The organism is Methylosinus sp. PW1 (assembly GCF_000745215.1).
Classification (GTDB): domain Bacteria; phylum Pseudomonadota; class Alphaproteobacteria; order Rhizobiales; family Beijerinckiaceae; genus Methylosinus.
On sequence record NZ_JQNK01000009.1, the window covers coordinates 1,981,346 to 2,001,850 of the forward strand.

Here is a 20,505-nt window from a genome sequence, read left to right on the forward strand (position 1 = left end):
TGTTCGTCTCATTGCGCGTATATGGCTCGTCTCACCAACGAAAGCTTCGCCTTGCGCCGATTTCTCGCTCTCTGCCTCGTCCTCTTCTTCGCCGGCGCCGCCGTCGCCGCGGAGCCCTCTTCCACGCTCGAGCAGTTCAATGCGCGGCTCGACGCCGCCCGCGCGACGCTCGAGGAAGTGGAGACCGCCCTCGCCGATCCCTCGCTCAATGACGCGACGCTCAAGAGCCTGCGCGATCGCGTCGATACGCTGCCGGCCGAGCTGCAGGATGTGATCGACCGGCTGACGCCGCGCCTCGCCGCCTTGCAGGCGCGGCTCGACGAGCTGTCCGGCCCGGCCAAGCCCGCCGGCGAGACGAAGGAGGCGCCCGCCGCCGCGCCGCCGACCGAAGCGCCGCCCAAGAAGGAGGAGCCCGCCCCCGGCAAAGGCGCGCGCGCGCCCGGCAATGGCAGAGCGGTTATCGCCAGAGCCTCGGCCGAGACGCGCTCCCTGCCCACGGCCGTCCCCGCTGCGCCAGCCCCCGCCCCCGCTCCGGCGGTGGATAGCGGCTCGCTGGCGACGGCGAGCGTCAACGCCGAATTCGCCGAGCAGAAGAAGCTCTATGAGGAGGTGGACGCGACGCTGAAGCGCGCGCGGGCGCTGTCGATCGAGACGCGGCAGACCGCTCTGGTGATCCGCGCGCGGCAACGGGCGCTCTTCGCCAAGACCTTGTTCCTGCGCACCAGCGGTCTGTTCTCCCCGGCGCTGTGGAGCGCCGCTCTGCAAGAGCTGCCCTATGACGCCAAGATCTTCGGCCTGCTGCTGGAGCAGCGCGCCGAGGCCGTCTCGGCGCGGCTGCGCAATGGGCAGCTCGAGAGCTTTCTGGCGACGATATTTTTCGTGCTGCTGCTCGCCGTGCCGGCGACCTTGTTCGCCCGCCGCTTCGCGAAGCGCGAGGCCACGATCGAGGCGCCGGACCAATTCCACAAGGCCACGGCGGCGGTGACGACGACCATTGTGACCGCGGCGCTGCCGATCGCCATCGTCGCGGCCATCGCTCTGGCGCTCGACGCTTTTCAGCTCGAGGACGCCGTTCTCGCCCCGCTCGGCCGGCGTCTGTCCGAATCGGTGACTTTCGTCGCGGTCTCCCTGGGGCTGGCGCGCGGGCTGCTGGCGCCGGGCCTGCCGCAATGGCGGCTCGTCGGCTTGGGCAACCGGCTCTCGCTGCGGCTGCTCTATCTCGCGGTTCTCGTCGGCTTCGTCGCCGCGGCGACGCGCGTTCTCGAGCAGATCGCCGAATTCGTGCAGGCGAGCCTTCCGGTCATCGTGCTGACGCGCGGCGGCGGCGCCTTGTTCATCGCCATCGTCTTTCTCATCGTCACCGTGGCGACGCGCCATGAGACATGCGACGACGACCCCGGCGCCGATCTCGACGGACGCGACCGCATCTATGCGCTGCGCCTTCTCGCCTGGGTGGAGATCGTCGTCATCACGGGCGCGCTGGCGGCCGGCTATGTGGCTTTCGCCAATTTCCTGGTGCTGCAGCTCGCCTGGCTCGCGGCCGTCGGTGCGGCGCTCTATCTGCTGCTCGCCTTTGTCGAGACCGGCCTTCAACATCTCTTCCAGCCGGAGACGACGCTCGGACGCACGCTCGTCTCCGGCTTCGGCGTGCGCAGCGAATCGCTCTGCCAGCTCGCCGTGCTCTCGACCGGCGTCGCGACGCTCGCTCTCTACGGCTTCGCGCTCTTCGTCGCGCTCGTCCCTTATGGTTTCCAGTCCGGCGATTTCCTGGGCAATCTCCAAACCGCCTTCGCCGGCTTCAAGATCGGCGAGGTCACCATCTCGCCGGCCGGCATGGCGACGGCGCTCGCCCTCTTCGCCCTCACCTATGGGGCGACCAAGGCGCTGCGCCGCTGGCTCGACCAGCGCCTGCTGCCGCTGACGCGGCTCGACATGGGCCTGCGCCACTCCATCGGCGCCAGCCTCGGCTACGCCGGATTCATTCTGGCCGTCTCCGTGGCGCTGGCCGAGCTCGGCCTCAGCCTCGAGCGCCTCGCCATCGTCGCCGGCGCCCTTTCGGTCGGCATCGGCTTCGGCCTGCAATCGATCGTCAATAATTTCGTCTCCGGCCTCATCCTGCTGTGGGAGCGGGCGATCCGCGTCGGCGACTGGGTCGTGCTCGGCGACGAGCAAGGCTATGTGAAGCGCATCAATGTGCGCTCGACCGAGATCGAGACCTTCGATCGCGCGACGATGATCGTGCCCAATTCCAATCTCGTTTCCGGCGTGGTCAAGAATTGGTTGCGCAACGACCGCATCGGCCGCATCAAGATCGCCATCGCCCCGCATTCGGGCGTCGATCCCGAGCAGATTCGCGAGCTGCTGCTCGCCGCCGCAAAGGCGCAGGACGGGCTTCTACGCATCCCGGCGCCGCAAGTTATGTTCCTCGCCATGGAGCAGAGCGCCTTTCGCTTCGAGCTCTGGTGCTATGTCGAGGATGTCGAGCAGGCAACGCGGGTGAAGAGCGATCTGCTCTTCGACATCTACCGCCGCTTCGCCGAGGCGGGCGTGAAGATTTCCGCCCCCGCGCCGGCGCCGGCGGTGGTGCAGGTGATGGGGCTGGAGCCTTTCGCGCCCGCGCCGCGCGTGCTGGAGAGCGGGCGCGAGCGGGACTATGCGGTCGCCGGCGAATGAGTGTAGAAGGCGCGCGCGTTCCGCTTCATCTCGCTCACAGACGAAAGCGCATGTCTCCTTCCCTTCGCTTCCTCGCGCCGGCCGCGGCGCTTCTCGCGCTCGCCTCCTGCACGAGCGAGAGCCGCCTGCCGAAAGAGCCGGAGCAGCCGAGCTTCTATCGCTCGCTCGCCGCGCCGAATGCGCGCGTCGACGCGCAGGCGGCGCGGGACATGATCTCGCTCTATCGCAGCAACAATGGGCTCTCGGCGCTGGCGCTGGACCCCGCGCTGCAAGAGGCCGCGCAGGCGCAGGCGAGCGCCATGGCCTCCGCCAATTCGCTGAGCCATGTGGTGCGCGGAACGCTGGACATGCGCCTCACCGCGCGCGGAATGCGCAGCGTCAGCGCCGCGGAGAATGTCTCGGCCGGCTATCACACGCTCGCCGAGGCGTTCTCGGGATGGCGGCAATCGCCGCCGCACAATAAGAATTTGCTGATGAAGAAAGCGACGCGCATGGGCATTGCGACCGCCTATGCGCCCAATGCGAAATACAAGGTCTATTGGGCTTTGATTCTCGCCGATTAGAAGCGCTTTCCGATCGAACGGAATCGTTCGATCGATCAGAATTCGCTTCCAAAAGAGAAATGAGAGCGTCATCGATTGGATGACGCTCTAACCGCGATTATGCAGCGCTTGACCGGCTTTCGCGGTGAAGTGGAACATTTTTTGGTTCCAGATGACGCGCGCGCAGCACCAGCGGCTCTGGCGGCGGGCCGGAGTTTCGAAAGGCGAAGGCTTGCGGGTGGACGGAAAAGGGTTCGGATTTCGGGGGCGCTCGCCCCGCCGGTCATGTCGCGAGGCGCGGAATGCGCGCGAGCGCGATGCGAAGGAATCGCTGGTCGGGACAGCTCGTCGGCAGATGGATTTTGATGGCGGTCTTCATCTCGACGACACGCGCGGCGATTTTCACGAGACGTAGACGCAGAGTGTCGAACTGAGCCGTCCGCCAAGCCGAGCGCTTGGGCGCCGCCATGCGCAAGCCCCACATGATCCAATAGGCTCCGGCGTGCAGGAACAGGCGAAGCTGATTGGCTGTCGCCTTCATGCATGAGGTTCGGTCGGCGCAAAGATGCGTCTTCCAGGATTTGATATGGTTCTCGGCTTGGCCGCGTCGGCAATAGACATCTTCATAGAGACGGCGGGCATTGCGGGCTTCGAGATTGGTGACGACGAAGCGCGTGTCGACGCCGTCGGGCCCTGCTTCGGTTCGTGCGATGATGCGCTCGACGCGGCTCCAGCTCTGTGCGCCGTCGAGGAATTCCTTGTAGCGCCGCGCCTTGCCGGCCGAAGGCGTCGCCTCGAACGCGGCCTTGGTTCTGGCTTCGAGGCCGAGGATATGCGATCTCAGCGTCGTCGTCGGGGCGACGCCGAAGATGAAGTCGAGGCCATTGGCGCGGCAGAAGTCGATCGTCTCGGGCGTGCAATAATGGCTGTCGGCGCGCAGCAGAATTTTCGTTCTCGGCCAATTGGTGCGAATGGCGCGCAGCAGGCGGCGCAGGAAGCGCTCGGCCTCCCTGCCGCTGGGGCGCTTTGCCGGCCGCAGCATGGCCGAGACGAAGCGGCCAGAGCCGTCGAACACGACGATCGGTTGAAAACCATATTCGTCATGATGCGCGTTGAAGAGGCGGAGTTGCTGGCCGCCGTGGACAGCGTCGAAGGTGTCGTCGATGTCGAGCGTGATGCGCTCTGGAACGCGATGGAACGACTCGCAATAGAGATCGACCAAGGCGCGGCCCATGCGCAGCAGAGCGCGAGCGTCCGGCAGATTCTCGAAGCGCGAGATCGTCGACTGCGAGGCGAGCTCGCGCTCGGACGGCGCGACGCCTTGCGCCATCTTGAAGATCGGATCGCTGCGCAGAGCCGAGGCGTCGTTGCCGTCCTCATAGCCGGCGCCGATCATGAGCAGGCGAAAGCGCATGATGTCGGCGAGCGTGTGGGTGACGAGATCGGGATCGCGCGGATCGCGGATGCAGCCGGCGAGCCGCTCGGCGACGCGCAGGCGCTGCTCGATCTCACGCAGCAGCAGCACGCCGCCATCGGAGGACACGAGGCCGCCGTCGAATTTGGCGACGACGGTCTTGCCGGAAACAGGTGACAGGCCGGAAAGCGGCAGGGTAAAATCGTTCATGGCGGGCGTGGCGGCTTCGAAATGGCGCGAGTTGGATTCGACACCCGAACTCTACGCTAAATCAAAAGGCTGTACCACTCCCGCCAACCTGCGGTGAATTTTCCGGGCTAAAGGCTCACGCCCGGCGCTTGCGCTTGCGGCCGCCGCTCGTCGCCGTGCCGCCGCCGCCCGGCGTTTTCGTCGCCGCATCCTCCGGCCGCACATAACGCACGCCGAGAAAGAAAAGTATTTGCGCCTCGCCGACGACGGACGGCGCTCGTGGCGCCGACCTCGCCTTCGAGGAGAAGGCTATGAGCTCGCCCATTTCATCGGCCCCCGCAATGAACCGGCCCCCGCAATGAAGCGCGCAAATCGCGCGTTCGGTCGATAGGGCGATTAGGGGCCGCCGAGGGTTAATGTTGCGTCAATGTCCACGCGCTAAATTCGCCGTTCGTGTATTAAGTTTGCGATTGGTGCGTATATGCCACGAGGCGAAAGCGAAAATCGGAAGGCCGAGGCGGCTCTGTTCCGCGAGATCGTCGACCAGTTCGTCGCGCGTCCGCTGCATCCGGCGGCCGATATCGACCAGTTCGAGACGCTCGTCGGAGGCTTCATCGATGTGCTCGACGCCGATGTGGTCGCCGAGCGGGCTTTGGAATTGTGCCGCCACCCGGACACGCCGCGCGGAATCGTCGCGCGGCTGCTGGACAAGGGCGGACGCGTCTCCCGCATCGCCGTAGAATATGCGCCGGTGATTCACGCCGGCCTCGTGCGCGCGCTGGCCGAGCATGGCTCGGCCGAGCTCGCCGTCGCCATCGCCCGCCGCTCCTCGCTGGAACGCAAGATCATCGCCGGCCTCGCCTCGCGCGGCGAGAGCGAGGTGCTCTGCGCGCTCGCCGCCAATCGGCGCCTGCATCTCGATCAAGCGGCGCGGCGCTCGCTGCTGCAGGCGGCGCGCGACGATCTGCGGCTCGCGCGCATATTGCTGGACCGCGCCGATCTCGCGCTCGACCCGGAAGCGCTGTTCCTCGCCGCCGATTCCGGCGAGCGCTCGCGCATATTGCTGGAGGCGGCGACGCAGGCCCTTGTCTCGAATGGGCCGGAATATGTCGCGCGGCCGGCGCCGGCGCTGGCCGAGGAGATCGACGCCTGCGCGGTCGCCCGCGATTTCGAGGCGCTGGCCGAGGCGCTGGCGGAAGCGCTCGACTGCCGCAAGTCGCGCGCGCGCGCCATTCTCATGGACAAAAGCGGGGAGGCGCTGGCGCTCGCCCTGCTCGCCCTCGGCGTCGGCGAGGACACGGCGATCCGCATCTTCCTCGGCGCCGAGCGCGCCGCGCCGGATGTGGAGCGCATCCGCTCGCTCGTCGCGCTGATGCGATCGACGCCGCCGCGCGCCGCGCAGAGGCTCGTCGCCGCCATGACCGGCTCGCTGCGCCAGGAGAAGGAGCGCGCCGCCGCCGCCTCCGCGCGCCCCGGCGTCTTGGAGCAGAAGCGCAGGCGCAAGCAGAGGAAAGACGCCGTCAAAGCGCAGGCGTGAATGCGCTGCGCGGCCCCCTCCCTCACCCTCCCCCGCTTTGCGGGAGAGGGGGGCGGCAGGCGTTTACGCAAAATCTCGATGAAGCGCGGAATCTGCTCCCTCTCCCGCGCAGCGGGGGAGGGCTGGGGAGGGGGCGTCGCGCCCCTAAGGCCTCATCATGCCGCAGCGGCAATTCGTCCTTTATTGACGCTCGTCAATGACGCGCGGCGACGCGCCCTTTACGCGATCACTCGTTCGATCGCGGCGCGCCTCGGTCGGACCAATCATTCGATGGAGGAAAAGGCATGTCGCTCATCACCTGGTCGTCCGAGCAATTCGCCACCAACGTCTCCAAGCATGACATAGAGCATCAGGAAATTTTCCGTCTGCTGAATGTTCTCGGCGATTCCGTCGCGAGCGGCGACCGCGACGCCGTCGGCCGCGATCTCGACGCGCTCATCGCCTATGTCGCCGAGCATTTCGCCTCGGAGGAGGCGAATTTCGAAGCCTATGGCTATCCCGCCTATCCCGGCCACAAGGCCGAGCACGACAAGCTCGTCGCCACCGCGCTCGATCTGCAGAAAAAGTTCCACGCCGGCGAGGCGGAAGTGACCGCCGACACGGCGGCCTTTCTCGTCGGCTGGCTGACCGACCATATTCCGAAAATCGACAAGCTCTACGGCTCCTTCCTCAATGAGAAGGGCGTGGCGTAAGCCGCGCGCGCTTTTCCTCTCCCCGCCCTGGCGGGGAGAGGACGAGATCCCGGTTTCGGGAATCCGCCTCGCTATGTCATAAGACCCGCGCAATTCACCGATAAGCGCGCGGACATGATACGCCTCGAGAACATCAGCAAGCAGAACGGCCAGCAGCTCCTCTTCATCGAAACGTCGGCGGCGCTGCTTCCCGGCGAGAAGGTCGGCCTCGTCGGCCCCAATGGCGCCGGCAAAACGACGCTCTTCCGCATGATCGCGGGCCAGGAACGGCCGGATGAAGGCCAAGTGTCGGTCGATCGCGGCGTCACCATCGGCTATTTCAACCAGGATGTCGGCGAGATGGCCGGCCGCAGCGCCGTCGCCGAGGTGATGGACGGCGCCGGCCCGGTGAGCGCCGTCGCCGCGGAGCTCGCCGAGCTGGAGGCCGCCATGGCCGACCCGGACGCGGCGGAAAATTTCGACGCGATCCTCGAGCGCTATGGCGAGGTCCAGGCGCGTTTCGAGGAGCTGGACGGCTATGCGCTGGACGGCCGCGCGCGCGAGGTTCTCGCCGGCCTCGGCTTTTCCCAGGAGATGATGGACGGCGACGTCGGCGCGCTCTCCGGCGGCTGGAAGATGCGCGTCGCGCTGGCGCGCATTCTCTTGATGCGCCCGGACGCCATGCTGCTCGACGAGCCGAGCAACCATCTCGACATCGAAAGCCTGATCTGGCTCGAGGGATTTTTGAAAGGCTACCCCGGCGCGCTGCTGATGACCTCGCATGATCGCGAGTTCATGAATCGCATCGTCGGCAAGATCATCGAGATCGACGGCGGCTCGCTCAACTCCTATTCCGGCGATTATGAATTCTACGAGCGCCAGCGCGCGCAGAATGAATTGCAGCAGCAGGCGCAATTCGAGCGGCAGCAGGCCATGCTCGCCAAGGAGATCAAATTCATCGAGCGCTTCAAGGCGCGGGCCTCGCACGCCGCGCAGGTGCAGAGCCGCGTGAAGAAGCTCGACAAGATCGAGCGCGTCGAGCCGCCGCGCCGGCGCCAGTCGGTCGCTTTCGAATTCGCGCCGGCGCCGCGATCCGGCGAGGAGGTGGCGACGCTCGCGCGCGTCTCCAAGCGCTATGGCTCGCGCAGCATTTACGAGGGGCTGGATTTTCAGGTGCGGCGCAGGGAGCGCTGGTGCGTGATGGGCGTCAATGGCGCCGGCAAATCCACGCTGCTGAAGCTCATCGCCGGCGCGACGCAGCCGGACGAAGGCGCGGCGGCGCTCGGCGCCAATGTGAAGATGGGCTATTTCGCGCAGCACGCCATGGAGCTTCTGAACGGCGAGCACAGCGTCTTCGAGGCGCTGGAGGACGCTTTCCCGCAAGCCGGGCAAGGCGCGCTGCGCACGCTCGCCGGCTGCTTCGGCTTTTCCGGCGACGATGTGGAGAAGAAATGCCGCGTGCTCTCGGGCGGCGAGAAGGCGCGGCTGGTGATGGCGAAAATGCTCTTTGATCCGCCGAATTTTTTGGTGCTGGACGAGCCGACCAACCATCTCGATCTCGGCACCAAGGAGATGCTGGTCGAGGCGCTCGCGGCCTATGAGGGCGCCATGCTGTTCGTCTCGCACGACCGGCGCTTTCTGGCGGCCCTCTCCAATCGCGTGCTGGAGGTGACGCCGGAAGGCGTGCAGCAGTTCGGCGGCGGCTATACAGAATATGTCGCGCGCACCGGGCGTGAGGCGCCGGGCGTGCACGGGTGAGCGAAGCCGCGCTCACCGCGAAAGATGCTGGTCGAAAAAGGCCTTCATCTTGGCGACGGCGAGGCGCGACTCCGGCGCGTTCGGAATCTGCCCCTGGAACACATGCGGCATTCCTTCATAGACGTCGAGCTTGGCGGTCCCGCCCGCCGCCTCGATCGCCTGATAGAGCCGCACAGAATCGCTGAGCAGAATTTCGCGCGTGCCCGCCTGAATAAGAGCAGGCGGAAAGCCTTTCTCGAAATCGCCATAGACCGGCGACACATGAGGATGCGCCCAATCCTTCGCATCCGCATAGGCGAGCATGGCGTTTTTGATCTGGCGCTCATAGGACATGATGGGATCGGCGTCGCGCAGCGTGACGCGGGTGTCGGCGGCGTTGCGGAAATCGGCCAGCAGCGACCAGGTCGCCACAGCGGCCGGCAGGCCGAGGCCTTCGTCACGCATTTTCAGCGTCGTCGCGACCGCGAGATTGCCGCCGGCGGAATCGCCGAACATGGCGATGCGTCGCATTTGCGCGCCGCCGGCGAGCAGGCGCTTCACGACAGCGACCACGTCTCCGGTGATCTGTGGCCATTTCGCCGCAGGCGCGAGGCGATAATCGACGACGACGATGCGACGGCGGAAGACGCGCGCGAGCTTGGCCATTCCCTCGAGCGCGCCGCGCGCGTCGAAATACACGAAGGCGCCGCCATGGAGATAGACGACGACCGATCCATCATCGACGAGCCCGTTCGGCGCAATGTCGAAATAGGAGGCGCCGTCCGTCTCGATCCGCGAGACGGCGACTCCTTGCGTCCGCACCGCGGCGAGGTCGACCGCGCGCGCCGCCGCCGCGGCGGCCTGCAGCCGCGCCCAGCCATCATGATCGCCGGGCTCCGGCAGAGTGGGGATGATGGCGTGATCGCCGCCGATTTTCGCCAGCAGCCGCCTGCCGTCCGTCGAAATCGTTTCGGGAACCCAAGCATAGGCGGAGGCGTGGGCCGGATCGGCTCCCGATGTCGGCCGCAGCAGCGCGACCAGCAGCAATCCCGCCACGGCGCAATGCGCGAGCGATTCCTTCAAGCTCTCACCCCGATCGCAAGACGGGCGGCGTCACGCCTCGAGCGGACCAGAATGAGCGAAACGATTTTCTAATTCTTTGCTGGATCGCGACGATCGTTTCTATCCGATGACTCGTCGGCGCCGACGGAACCGCGCGGCGAGACGCCCTCGCCGCGCGCAAAATTGCGGAAAGATCACTTGCGCCGCAGCACTTCCGTCTCGAAGCTCTCGCGGATCGTCTCTTCCTTCAGCTTGCGGCCGATGAAGACGAGGCGCGCGCTGCGCTTCTCGTCGGGGCGCCAGTCGCGCTGCAGATCGCCGTCCAGGATCATATGCACGCCCTGGAAGACGAAGCGCTTCGGCTCGTCGGTGAAGGCGACGATGCCCTTGCAGCGCAGAATATCCGCGCCCTCGCGCTGCACGAACTCGTTGAGCCAGGGCACGAAGACATTGGGATCGAGCTCGCCCTCGTGGAGGATGGAGACCGAGCCCATCTCCTCATCGTGATAATGCTTCAGCCCATGGCCGTGATCGTCGTGACGCCCGTGCTCATCATGATCATGATGCGCGTGCTCGTGATGATGATCGTGGCCGCAATCCGGCCCGCACTCGTGCTCATGCTCATGCTCATGCTCATGCTCATGATGGCCGTGATCATGATCGTGATGATCGTGATCCTCCGCCTCGAGGAAACGCGGCTCTATCTCCAATATGCGATCGAGATCGAAAGCATTGCGCTCCAGCACCGCCGCAATCGGAACATCTGCCTTCACCGCATGATGCAGAGTCGCATAAGGGTTGATGGCGCGAATGCGGCCCTCGACCTCGGCGAGCTCCTCGCGCGTCACGAGATCGGTCTTGTTCAGCACGATGACGTCGGCGAAGGCGATCTGATTCTTCGCCTCCGGCGCATCGGCGAGGCGCTGCGCCAGAAATTTGGCGTCGGCGAGCGTCACCACAGCGTCGAGCCGCGCCGCCTCCTTCACATCCGCATCGACAAAGAATGTCTGCGCCACCGGCGCGGGATCGGCGACGCCGGTCGTCTCGACGATGATCGCGTCGAACTTGCCGCGGCGCTTCAGCAGACCTTCGATGATGCGGATGAGATCGCCGCGCACGGTGCAGCAGATGCAGCCGTTGTTCATCTCGAAGATTTCTTCGTCGGCGCCGACGACGAGGTCATTGTCTATGCCGATCTCGCCGAACTCATTGACGATGACGGCGTAGCGCCGCCCGTGCTGCTCGGTGAGGATGCGGTTGAGAAGAGTCGTCTTGCCGGCGCCGAGATAGCCGGTGAGGACGGTGACGGGAATCTTGTCGGTCAAGGGGCTTGCTCCTATTGCGCGCCTTTGCGGAGCTGCTCGCGCTTCTTGATGAGCTCCTGCATGTTCATTTGTCCGCCCGGCAGCCCCGGCATGACGATGTCGCCCGGCTTTTGGCCCGGCTTGCACGGACCGAGCCACTTCGCCTCGAGCACCATATCGGCGGAAGCGAGATTATGGATCGGCGGCGTATAAGTGATGTGGAGCTCGCCGCGATAGGCGGAATCGAAGCTCCCGGTGAAAACGCCTTCCGTCTTCGTCACCGACTTGTCGAGCTTGCAGACCGAGCTGACACGATATTTATCGCCGTCGCGGGTGAAGCTCAGCTTCTCGCATTTCGGCCCGTTTTCGCCGATGTTCTGGCGCATGATGTCGTCTGTCTTCTCGTCGATGCACATTTCCACCCCGCCGCTCGGCGAGGGCGCGCCCTGCATGACATGCTCCATGCGCCAAAGGCCGGGCTTGCGGCGCGGCGTCTCATCCGCGGCGGCCGGAAGGACAGGCGAAAAGGCAGGAAGACAGAGCGCGCAAAAAGCGGCGCCGAGAGACAGATGAAGTCGCATGGGACAGGCTCCAGGGCGCGGGACCGCCAGCGCGCCTGAAAATAGTATAGACGAAAATCCGGCCGAAAGTCGTCGGGCGACCGCAAGCCTCAGCGCGCCAGCGCCTCGCTCAATTGCTTCACATTGAAGCGCATGAGCCGCACATAGCTCGGCGCGGGACCGTCCGGCGGGGAGAGCGCGTCCGAATAGAGCGCGCCGCCGACCTTGGCCCCGGTCTCCGCGGCGATGCGCTGGGCGAAGCGCGGATCGACGATATTCTCGAGGAACACCGCCGCGACCTTATGCGTCTTCACCGCGTCGACGATGCGGGCGATATCGCGCGCGCTCGCCTCGGCGTCGGTGGAGACGCCCTGCGGCGCGATGAACTCCACGCCATAGCGCGCCGCGAAATAGCCGAAAGCGTCATGGGTGGAGACGACGCGGCGGCGCGCGCGCGGAATGGCGTCGATCGCCGCGACGATCTCGGCGTCGAGCCCGCCGAGCGCATGGAGATATTCCGCAGCATTGGCCTTGTAGCGCGCGGCGCCGTCCGGATCGGCCTCGACGAGCGCGTCTCTTATGTTGGCGACATAGATTTTGACATTGGCGACATCCTGCCAAGCGTGCGGATCGACGCCTTCCCCCTCCTTGCGCGGCGTGACGGCTCGGCTCGCGGTGACGATGCGCGCTTTGGTCTTGGAGGCGGAAACGAGCCGGTCGATCCAGCCTTCGAAGCCGAGGCCATTGACGAAAACGAGCTTGGCCGCGGCGAGGCGACGCCCGTCCTGCGGGCTCGGCTGATAGACATGGGCGTCGCCGTTCGCCCCGACAATGGTCGTGACGTCGATGCGGTCGCCGCCGACAATGCGGACGAGATCGCCGAGAATGGAAAAGCTCGCGACGACAGGCAGCCTCGGCGGCGGCGGCGGCGCAGGCTGGGCGCGAAGCGGCGAGACGAGGAGCGCGAGCGTCGCCAGCGTGGCGCGGCGAGACGGAAACCCTATGAGACGGGAAAGATTCGAGGACGTCGCGCGCAAAGAATCCATGCGTCACCCCTCCAAATGTCGCTTGGGCCTCCGCAAGCGAATCACGCCGCCGGTCTTTCCGAAGATCAAAGAGAGGAAATAAGCGCCGCCCGCCATGAGGATGATCACGGGTCCAGCGGCGAGGCCCGTGCGGAAGGACAGGACGAGGCCGAAGTAGGAGGAGACCGCGCCGATCGCCGCCGCCAGCGGCAGCGCCCCGGTGAGGTCGCGCGTCCACAGCCGCGCCGAGGCGGCCGGCAGCATGATGATTCCGACCGCCATCAGCGTGCCGAGCGCATGGAAGCCGGCCACCAGATTGAGCACCACCAGCGCCAGAAAGGCGAAGGGAATCCACTCGCCCAGCGGGCTGACGCGGCGGGCGAAGAGCGGATCGAAAGTGTCCAGCGCCAGCGCCCGATAGGCGAGCGCGAGCGCCGAGAGGGTGAAGCTCGCAATGGCGGCGAGGAAGATCAGCGTGGCGTCGTCGAGCGCCAGCACCGAGCCGAACAGCACATGCAGCAGATCGACATTCGAGCCCTTGACCGAGACGAGCGCGACGCCGAGCGCCAGCGAGACGAGATAGAAAGCCGCGAGCGAGGCGTCCTCCCGCAGAGCCGTCCAGCGCGCCGCCGCGCTCGACGCCACGGCGACCGCGAGGCCGGCGAGCAGGCCGCCAAAAGTCATCGCCGGCAGCGACAGGCCGCAGGCGAGATAGCCGAGCGCCGCGCCCGGCAGAATGGCGTGCGAGAGCGCGTCGCCGGCCAGCGACATGCGGCGCAGAATCAGAAAGACGCCGAGCGGGCAACCGGAGATCGACAAAGCGATTGCGCCGACCAGCGCGCGGCGCATGAATTCGTAATCGACGAAAGGCGCGATGAAGAGCTCATGCAGCATGGGGAGTCTCGTCGCGCCGGCATTCCTCGGCCTCGCGATCGTACGCCTCGACCATGCGGCTCGCCTGCGCGAGACGCGCCTCGGACAGCGCCTCTTGCGTCGCGCCCCAGAAGATCGGCTCGCGCGCCAGCAGCAGCGCCTGCGGAAAGGCGCGGCGGGCGAGATCGAGCTCGTGCAGAACCGCGACCACGGTGCGGCCCTCCTCCCGCCAGCGGGCGATGATCTTCACCAGATCGTCGATGGTCCGGGCGTCTATGGCGCCGAAAGGCTCGTCGAGCAGAATGACCGGGCAATCCTCCACCAGCAGCCGCGCGAACAATACGCGCTGCATCTGGCCGCCGGAGAGCGCGCCGATCGCGCGGTCCTCGAAACCCTCGAGCCCGACCGCGGCGAGCGCCGATGCGATGCGCGTGCGCTCTCCGGCGCCGACGCGGCCGAAAAGCCCGATGCGGCGCATCGCGCCCATGGAGACGAAATCCAGCACATCGATCGGAAAGGCGTGATCGATCTCCGCCGATTGCGGCAGATAGGCGATATCGCGCAGCGCGAGGCCGTCATAGACGATGCGGCCGCCGAGCGGCGGCAGCAGGCCGGCGAGCGCTTTGAGCAGAGTGGATTTACCGGCGCCGTTGGGTCCGCAGACGGCGAGCCCGGCGCCGGCCTCGACGACGCCGGAAAGATGATGAACGGCCGGGCGGCGCTCATAGCCGAGCGTCACATTCTCCAGCCGGATCGCGCCAGCGGTCATCGATCGCGCCTTCAGCTCAGCGCCCAATAGACGGCGGCCCAGAGCAGCGCCAGCACGGCGACGGCGCCGAGAAGCCGCTCGCCCGCCGAAAGGCGCAGCAGGGAGACGCGATCGCCGGCGCGCTCGCCATGCGCGTGAGCGGCGAGCGCGACCTTTTGAAAAATAGCCGATTGCTGTCGGTTCATTTCCAGATGTTATATTATAACAGCAGCAGCCGGCAAGCGCGGAATGCCCTCAGCTCGCCCGGCCGGGCACGAGAATGACGCGGAAGTCATTCACATTGGTGCGCGTCGGGCCGGTGACGAGGAGATCGCCGAGCTTCTCGAAGGCGGTATAGGCGTCATTATTGGCGAAGAGCGCCTTGAGATCGACGCCCTGCGCGGCCGCCCGCGCGAAGGAATCGGCGGTCATGATCGCGCCGGCGTTGTCCTCGCTGCCGTCGATTCCGTCGGTGTCGCAGGCGATGGCGGAGATTCCGCCGAAGCCCTCGAGCGCCAGCGTCAGCGCCAGCAGGAACTCGGCGTCGCGGCCGCCCTTGCCATTGCCGCGCACGGTGACGGTCGTCTCGCCGCCGGAGATGATGGCCACAGGCGGCGCGATCGGCTGCGCATGGCGCGCGATCTGCCGCGCGATGCCGGCGTGGACCAGCGCGACGTCGCGCGACTCGCCCTCGAGATCGCCGAGGATGAGCGGCGTGAAGCCGCCCTTGCTCGCCACTGCGGCGGCGGCGTCGAGCGAGCCTTGCGGCGTCGCGATGAGAATATTCTCGACGCGGTCGAAAATCTTGTCGCCGGGCTTGGGCGTCTCGCAGGCGTCGGTTGCGAGATAGGCGAGCACGGCGGCGGGCGCGTCGATCTTATATTTGGCGATGACGGCGAGCGCGTCCTCGCGCGTCGTCGGGTCCGGCACTGTGGGACCGGAGGCGATGACGGAGAGATCGTCATTGGGCACGTCGGAGATCATCAGCGCGACGACCTTGGCCGGCGCGGCGGCGCGGGCGAGGCGTCCGCCCTTGATGGCGGAGAGATGCTTGCGGACGCAATTCATCTCGGAAATGGTCGCGCCGCTCTTCAGCAGCGCCTTGTTGACGGCCTGCTTTTCTTCCAGCGTCACGCCATCGGCCGGCAGCGCCATCAGCGCCGAGCCCCCGCCCGAAATCAGCGCGAGCACGAGATCGTCCTCGGTGAGGCCCTGCACCTTTTGCAATATGCGGCCCGCGGCGGCGCGGCCGGCGGCGTCCGGCACCGGATGGGAGGCCTCGATCACCTCGATCTTTGAGGTGGGAGCGCCATGCTCGTAACGGGCGACGACGAGCCCCTCGATCGGATGCGGCCAATGCGCTTCGACCGCCGCGGCCATGGAGGCCGCCGCCTTGCCCGCGCCGACGACAATGGTGCGGCCTTTGGGCGGCGCGATCTTCTCGAGGAAGGCCGGCAGGCAGACGGACGGATGCGCCGCGCCGACAGCGGCGTCGAACATGGCGCGGAGGAGCGTGCGGTAGTCGTCAGACATTATCTACGCCTTCGGTGTTCTCCCTTCTCCCACTCGTGGGAGAAGGTGGCCCGACGAAGTCGGGTCGGATGAGGGCTCGGGCCGATTTGCGATCGTTTTAGCCGCGTCACGAAGAGTTTCCAACGGAATCCGGGTCCCCGCGCCGGCCCTCATCCGACCCTCGCTGACGCGAGGCCCACCTTCTCCCGCCCTGCGGGAGAAGGAAGAGAGCGCTACGACCGTCGTGTTCTCCCTTCTCCCACTTGTGGGAGAAGGTGGCCCGGCGGAGCCGGGTCGGATGAGGGTCCGCGACGATTTGCGATCGCCTCCCGAATCCGCTCCAGCGGGATATTGCCACCGCCGATGACGAGGTCATTGTCGAGGCGGAGCACTTGGTAGCCATTGTCACGCAGCCATTGGTCACGAATCGCGTCATGGCGGCGTTGGTCTTCTTGTTCATGCGGCCGGCCGTCCAGCTCGACGATCAGCCGGTGCTCGGTGCAGAGAAAATCCGCGACATAATTCCCGACCGGGACTTGCCGCCGGAATTTCAGACCGTCGAGCCCAGAATTGCGCAACGAACGCCAGAGGATTTCCTCCGCGTTCGTCATCTCGCGCCGAAGCCGTCTTGCGAAAGCAGTTTTGGACTTCGAGACTCGCGTCGGCATGCGAGGACCCTCATCCGACCCGGCTTCGCCGGGCCACCTTCTCCCACGAGTGGGAGAAGGAATCTCGCCCGACGATTCTCGTAATATCCCCCACCCTCGCCGTTCTCCCTTCTCCCGTAGGGCGGGAGAAGGTGGCCCCGCGAAAGCGGGGTCGGATGAGGGCCGGGCCGAACGCCAGACCTTACGCAGCGCCGATCTGATCCGCCTTGTCGATCAGCGCCTGGGCCATGCGGATGCTGGCGATGTCGATCAGGCGGCCGTCGAGGGACACCGCGCCGCGACCTTCCTTCGCCGCCTGCTCCATCGCCTCGAGAATGCGACGAGCCTTCTTCACTTCCGCCTCGGACGGGGTGAAGACCTGATTGGCCAGATCGATCTGCGAGGGATGAATCGCCCACTTGCCCTCGAAGCCGAGAACCGCGGCGCGCTTGGCGGCGGCGATATAGCCATCGGGATCGCCGAAGTCGCCGAAGGGGCCGTCGATCGGACGCAGGCCATAGGCGCGCGCGGCGACGAGGAAGCGCGTCTGCGCCGCATGCCACTGGTCGGCCCAGAAATACTGGCGATTGCCCTCGGCGTCCTTGTCCGAGAGAATGCCGTAATCCGGGTTCACGCCGCCGATGACAGTGGTGCGGGCGCGAGTCGAGGCCGCATAGTCGGCGACGCCGAAGGAGAGCGCCTCGTTGCGCTTGCTCGCCTGGGCGATCGCCTCGACATTGGCGAGGCCGAGCGCGGTTTCGATCAAGAGCTCGAAGCCGATGCGCTTGGTGCGCTTCTTATACTGCTCGATCTGCGTGACCAGCACGTCGATCGCATAGACGTCCTGAGGCACGCCGACCTTGGGGATCAGCACAACGTCGAGACGCGGGCAGTTCTCGACCACATCGACCACGTCGCGATAGGCGTAGTGCGTGTCCAAGCCGTTGATGCGCAGCGTCAGCGTCTTCGTGCCCCAATCGATCTCATTGAGGCCCTGGATGATGTTCTTGCGCGCCTGCTCCTTGTCGTCCGGAGCGACCGCGTCCTCGAGGTCGAGGAAGACCTGGTCGGCCTTGGAGGCCGCGGCCTTCTCGAACATGCCGGGGGCGGAGCCCGGAACGGCCAGCTCGGAGCGATGGAGACGCGGCGTCGCCTGCTCGATCAAAGTGAAACTCATGATGACTCCCTTTCCCTGTGTAAGAGCTTATCCGGTGGCGCCGAGGCCGGCGGCGATGCAGCTGATCGACAGCAGCAGAGCCGACTTGTATTCCTCCTTCAGCGCTTCCTCTTCGGTGGTGCGGAACAGGCGCAGCAATTCCACCTGCTCGCGGTTGACCTCGTTGATGGTGGCGAGGCGATGCGCGAGCCGCGCCTGATAGTCGATGAAGCGCGCGCCGATCTCGCCGCCGCCGGTGATGCGCAGCACGCTCTCGCAAGTGAGGTGATATTCGGCCTCGATCGCCGAAAAGATTTTCTTGCGCACGGCCTCGTCGGCGACCAGCGAGGCGTATTGCCGCGCAATGGAGAGATCGACCATCGCCAGCGTCTTCTCCACCTCGTCGAGAATGAGGCGGAAGAGGCGCGAATCCTCGAACATGCGATGCAGCAGCTGCAGGCCGCGCTCGCCGCGCACCTCGATGAAGCTGGTGAGGCCGGAGCCGACGCCATACCAGCCGGTGATGGCGTGACGATTCTGCGCCCAGGCGAAGACCCAAGGGATGGCGCGCAGATCGGCGAGGCTGCGCGCGCCGAAGCGCCGCGCCGGCCGCGAGCCGATATTGAGCAGCGAGATTTCCTCGAGCGGGCTCGCCGCCTGGAAATAGGCCACGAGATCGGGATCGGCGATGAATTTGCCATAGGCCGCGAGCGAGGCGCCGGAGAGCGCCTCCAGCGCATCGTCGAATTCCGCGCGCGGAACCAGCGCATCCTCGCGCTCGGACTTCAGCGCATGAGCGAAGACGCTGCTCGCCAGCAGCTCCAGCTGATAGGAGGCCGTGCCGCGATTGGCGTATTTGAAGGAGACGACCTCGCCCTGCTCCGTCACACGGAAGCGGCCGCGAATGGAGCCCGCCGGCTGCGCGGCGATGGCGTGTCCCGTCGGCGCGCCGCCGCGGCTGACCGAGCCGCCGCGGCCGTGGAAAAAGGCGATGGCGACGCCCAGCTCCTCGCCGAGGCGAGTGAGCTTGAATTGCGCTTTCGCGAGCTCCCAGTTGGACGACATGAAGCCGCCGTCCTTATTGGAGTCGGAATAGCCGATCATCACCTCTTGCACATTGCCCTGCCAGCGCGTGCTGCGACGCACGACCGGCACGCGCAGCAGCTCGCGCATGATGATGGGCGCGGCGCGCAGATCGGGAATCGTCTCGAACAGAGGCACGATGGGCAATGTGCACAGCTCGAGGCCGGCGTCGTCGAGATAGAGCCCGCCATGCTTGGCCAGCACATAGGCGCCGAGAACATCGGCCACCGAATGCGTCATGGACAGGATGAAGCTGCCGAAGGCTTCGCGATCCAGCCGCGAGCGCATATCCGCGACCAGCGCGAACATGTCGAGCGTGTCCTGCGATTCCGGCGCGAGGCCTGTGAGCGGAACGCCATTGCGCGGCTGCGCCAGCTCGGCGATGAGCCAAGCCTGCCACTCGGGCGAGTCGACCTCCGGCGCATCCTTGCCGGTCTTCACGCGATGAATGTCGCGCAGCGCATTATTGGTGCGAGTCGTGTTCTCGCGCAGATCGAGACGCACGGTGCTGAAGCGAAAAATCTCCACCGCGCGCCGCACCGGCCGCACCAGATCATTGGCGAGCGAGGGGCTGCGGCTCTCGGTCAGCGCCTGCTCGAGAATGCGCAGATCGCGGATCAGCTCGTCGGCGTTGCCGTAGCGCGCCTTGCCGCGACCTTCGCCCTTGGTGGCGCGGATCGTCTCGTCGAGCTTGCGCAGCACGCAGGTGAGATATTGCCGGAAGGCCTCGCCATGATTGCGCGTCTTGATTCTGTCGGCGTCCTCGACCTGCGCCAGCTCCGCCTCGAGCGCGGCGCGGAACTCGGCCGGGATCGTCACCGAGCCTTCGCTGATCGACAATACGCGGGCGAGATCGAGAATGCGCTGGCGATAATAGTCGAGACTGGCGAGCGCGTTGACGATCATCGTCTCGCGCGTCACCGCATTGGTGACGAAAGGATTGCCGTCGCGGTCGCCGCCGATCCAGGAGCCGAATTGGAAGAAGGGCGTGATGTCGAAGCGCTCATTGGGATAATGAGCGGCGAGCGCGCTCTCGAAGGAGGCGAGCATCTCCGGCGCGAGATCGAAGAGATTCTCGGCGAAGAAATGCAGGCCCCAGGCGACCTCGTGCTCGACGGTCGGCTTCTCGAGATGCAATTCGCCGGTGAGCCACAAGAGCTCGATCTGATCGCCGACCGCGCCGATGCGGCTGGCGCGCTCGCGATCGGTCCAGCGCGAGGATTCGAGATCCTTCAGCAGCAGATAGATCTTGCGATTCTTCTCGAGGACGGTGACGCGCTTGGCCTCGGTCGGATGGGCGGTGATGACCGGGCGAATGCGCAGCGATTTGAGCTGCGCGCGAATCTCGTCGGCGGTGACGCCGGCCTTGGCCGCGTCCGCCAGAACATGCGCGAAGGAGCCGAGCAATTCGTCGCGGCCCTTGGCGCGCTCTATCGTGCGGCGGCGGCGCATGGCCGAGGCCTGCTCCGCGATGGAGAGCAGCTGAAACCATATGCCCTGCGCCTGCAGCGCGCGCGCCATAAGCGCCGGCGGCAGGCCGGAGGAAGAGCCGAAGCCGCTCAGAACCGGGGCGATCTCCGGCTGGTGGCGCTTCACCACGCCCACGAGCTGGTCGAGCAGAAAGGCCGCCGCCTCTTTGACCGATCGCGTCGCCAGCGCCGAAGGGGCGGCGGACGAGGTCGATTCGGACAAGACCTTCTGGTCGGCGGTCATGCAGTCTCCCTGGCTATGGTGAGGCGGATGGGCGCCTCCCCCCGCGACGCGGGGAGAGG

18 protein-coding genes are annotated in these 20,505 nt (G+C 66.2%); 5 read left to right on the top strand and 13 right to left on the bottom strand.

Annotated features, from left to right (window positions below; all coding sequences use genetic code 11):
- The first annotated feature begins 21 nt into the window (after positions 1–21).
- Both K369_RS19050 and K369_RS19055 read left to right on the top strand, forming a co-directional pair.
- Entirely contained in the window at positions 22–2,673 is a 2,652-nt protein-coding gene (locus K369_RS19050; RefSeq protein ID WP_051949409.1) for a DUF3772 domain-containing protein, read from the top strand.
- Between the two features lie 50 nt (positions 2,674–2,723).
- Positions 2,724–3,236, top strand: coding sequence for a CAP domain-containing protein (locus K369_RS19055; protein WP_036293326.1), 513 nt, complete (start codon positions 2,724–2,726; stop codon positions 3,234–3,236).
- Positions 3,237–3,498: 262 nt separating this feature from the next.
- Here the strand turns inward: K369_RS19055 and K369_RS19060 are convergent, their stop codons facing one another.
- Together K369_RS19060 and K369_RS19065 are read right to left on the bottom strand one after the other, a co-directional pair.
- Positions 3,499–4,839, bottom strand: a complete 1,341-nt coding sequence (locus K369_RS19060; RefSeq protein WP_036289779.1) for an IS1380 family transposase — start codon at positions 4,837–4,839, stop codon at positions 3,499–3,501.
- A 115-nt stretch (positions 4,840–4,954) separates the two neighbouring features.
- Positions 4,955–5,143 (bottom strand): hypothetical protein, encoded by a 189-nt coding sequence (locus tag K369_RS19065; RefSeq protein ID WP_036293334.1) that lies wholly within the window; start codon positions 5,141–5,143, stop codon positions 4,955–4,957.
- 156 nt (positions 5,144–5,299) lie between these two features.
- On the opposite strand from K369_RS19065, the gene K369_RS19070 reads away from it, so the two are divergent.
- From K369_RS19070 to K369_RS19080, 3 genes are all read left to right on the top strand, one after another.
- The gene (locus K369_RS19070; protein ID WP_036293336.1) at positions 5,300–6,355 is read left to right on the top strand and encodes a hypothetical protein; all 1,056 of its coding nucleotides are present in this window, start codon (positions 5,300–5,302) and stop codon (positions 6,353–6,355) included.
- 284 nt (positions 6,356–6,639) lie between these two features.
- Positions 6,640–7,047, top strand: a complete 408-nt coding sequence (locus tag K369_RS19075; RefSeq protein WP_036293338.1) for a bacteriohemerythrin — start codon at positions 6,640–6,642, stop codon at positions 7,045–7,047.
- A gap of 114 nt (positions 7,048–7,161) precedes the next feature.
- Positions 7,162–8,784, top strand: a complete 1,623-nt coding sequence (locus K369_RS19080; RefSeq protein ID WP_036293342.1) for an ABC-F family ATP-binding cassette domain-containing protein — start codon at positions 7,162–7,164, stop codon at positions 8,782–8,784.
- Positions 8,785–8,796: 12 nt separating this feature from the next.
- Here K369_RS19080 and K369_RS19085 read toward each other — a convergent pair whose 3' ends face one another.
- The 11 genes from K369_RS19085 to K369_RS19130 form a co-directional block, all read right to left on the bottom strand.
- The gene (locus tag K369_RS19085; protein ID WP_051949410.1) at positions 8,797–9,846 is read right to left on the bottom strand and encodes an alpha/beta hydrolase fold domain-containing protein; all 1,050 of its coding nucleotides are present in this window, start codon (positions 9,844–9,846) and stop codon (positions 8,797–8,799) included.
- 173 nt (positions 9,847–10,019) lie between these two features.
- Positions 10,020–11,150 carry a GTP-binding protein gene (locus tag K369_RS19090; protein WP_036293344.1) on the bottom strand — a complete coding sequence of 377 codons (1,131 nt, stop codon included), beginning with the start codon at positions 11,148–11,150 and terminating at the stop codon, positions 10,020–10,022.
- Positions 11,151–11,161: 11 nt separating this feature from the next.
- Positions 11,162–11,710, bottom strand: coding sequence for a DUF3617 family protein (locus K369_RS19095; protein WP_051949411.1), 549 nt, complete (start codon positions 11,708–11,710; stop codon positions 11,162–11,164).
- A gap of 89 nt (positions 11,711–11,799) precedes the next feature.
- Positions 11,800–12,735 (bottom strand): metal ABC transporter substrate-binding protein, encoded by a 936-nt coding sequence (locus K369_RS19100; RefSeq protein WP_051949412.1) that lies wholly within the window; start codon positions 12,733–12,735, stop codon positions 11,800–11,802.
- A gap of 3 nt (positions 12,736–12,738) precedes the next feature.
- Complete coding sequence (locus tag K369_RS19105) at positions 12,739–13,608, bottom strand: metal ABC transporter permease (protein WP_036293345.1); 870 nt, start codon at positions 13,606–13,608, stop codon at positions 12,739–12,741.
- Positions 13,598–14,356, bottom strand: coding sequence for a metal ABC transporter ATP-binding protein (locus K369_RS19110; protein WP_036295888.1), 759 nt, complete (start codon positions 14,354–14,356; stop codon positions 13,598–13,600). The genes K369_RS19105 and K369_RS19110 overlap by 11 nt, the downstream gene beginning before the upstream one ends.
- An 11-nt stretch (positions 14,357–14,367) precedes the next feature.
- On the bottom strand, positions 14,368–14,541 hold the full coding sequence (locus tag K369_RS26675) for a hypothetical protein (protein ID WP_156967980.1): 174 nt from the start codon (positions 14,539–14,541) through the stop codon (positions 14,368–14,370).
- A 49-nt stretch (positions 14,542–14,590) separates the two neighbouring features.
- Positions 14,591–15,868: a glycerate kinase gene (locus K369_RS19115; protein ID WP_036293347.1), complete on the bottom strand. Its 1,278-nt coding sequence runs from the start codon at positions 15,866–15,868 to the stop codon at positions 14,591–14,593.
- Between the two features lie 212 nt (positions 15,869–16,080).
- Complete coding sequence (locus K369_RS19120) at positions 16,081–16,515, bottom strand: endonuclease domain-containing protein (RefSeq protein ID WP_084570738.1); 435 nt, start codon at positions 16,513–16,515, stop codon at positions 16,081–16,083.
- 181 nt (positions 16,516–16,696) lie between these two features.
- Entirely contained in the window at positions 16,697–17,671 is a 975-nt protein-coding gene (locus K369_RS19125; RefSeq protein WP_036293350.1) for a CoA ester lyase, read from the bottom strand.
- 27 nt (positions 17,672–17,698) lie between these two features.
- Positions 17,699–20,446 (bottom strand): phosphoenolpyruvate carboxylase, encoded by a 2,748-nt coding sequence (locus K369_RS19130; protein WP_036293358.1) that lies wholly within the window; start codon positions 20,444–20,446, stop codon positions 17,699–17,701.
- Positions 20,447–20,505: the final 59 nt, after the last annotated feature.

What these genes read in the sequence shown, in the direction of transcription:
- K369_RS19050 (WP_051949409.1), top strand. Translation starts at nt 22, where the DNA reads ATGGCTCGTCTCACCAACGAAAGCTTCGCCTTGCGCCGATTTCTCGCT.
- K369_RS19055 (WP_036293326.1), top strand. Translation starts at nt 2,724, where the DNA reads ATGTCTCCTTCCCTTCGCTTCCTCGCGCCGGCCGCGGCGCTTCTCGCG.
- K369_RS19060 (WP_036289779.1), bottom strand. Translation starts at nt 4,839, where the DNA reads ATGAACGATTTTACCCTGCCGCTTTCCGGCCTGTCACCTGTTTCCGGC.
- K369_RS19065 (WP_036293334.1), bottom strand. Translation starts at nt 5,143, where the DNA reads ATGGGCGAGCTCATAGCCTTCTCCTCGAAGGCGAGGTCGGCGCCACGA.
- K369_RS19070 (WP_036293336.1), top strand. Translation starts at nt 5,300, where the DNA reads ATGCCACGAGGCGAAAGCGAAAATCGGAAGGCCGAGGCGGCTCTGTTC.
- K369_RS19075 (WP_036293338.1), top strand. Translation starts at nt 6,640, where the DNA reads ATGTCGCTCATCACCTGGTCGTCCGAGCAATTCGCCACCAACGTCTCC.
- K369_RS19080 (WP_036293342.1), top strand. Translation starts at nt 7,162, where the DNA reads ATGATACGCCTCGAGAACATCAGCAAGCAGAACGGCCAGCAGCTCCTC.
- K369_RS19095 (WP_051949411.1), bottom strand. Translation starts at nt 11,710, where the DNA reads ATGCGACTTCATCTGTCTCTCGGCGCCGCTTTTTGCGCGCTCTGTCTT.
- K369_RS19100 (WP_051949412.1), bottom strand. Translation starts at nt 12,735, where the DNA reads ATGGATTCTTTGCGCGCGACGTCCTCGAATCTTTCCCGTCTCATAGGG.
- K369_RS19105 (WP_036293345.1), bottom strand. Translation starts at nt 13,608, where the DNA reads ATGCTGCATGAGCTCTTCATCGCGCCTTTCGTCGATTACGAATTCATG.
- K369_RS19110 (WP_036295888.1), bottom strand. Translation starts at nt 14,356, where the DNA reads ATGACCGCTGGCGCGATCCGGCTGGAGAATGTGACGCTCGGCTATGAG.
- K369_RS26675 (WP_156967980.1), bottom strand. Translation starts at nt 14,541, where the DNA reads ATGAACCGACAGCAATCGGCTATTTTTCAAAAGGTCGCGCTCGCCGCT.
- K369_RS19115 (WP_036293347.1), bottom strand. Translation starts at nt 15,868, where the DNA reads ATGTCTGACGACTACCGCACGCTCCTCCGCGCCATGTTCGACGCCGCT.
- K369_RS19120 (WP_084570738.1), bottom strand. Translation starts at nt 16,515, where the DNA reads ATGCCGACGCGAGTCTCGAAGTCCAAAACTGCTTTCGCAAGACGGCTT.
- K369_RS19125 (WP_036293350.1), bottom strand. Translation starts at nt 17,671, where the DNA reads ATGAGTTTCACTTTGATCGAGCAGGCGACGCCGCGTCTCCATCGCTCC.
- K369_RS19130 (WP_036293358.1), bottom strand. Translation starts at nt 20,446, where the DNA reads ATGACCGCCGACCAGAAGGTCTTGTCCGAATCGACCTCGTCCGCCGCC.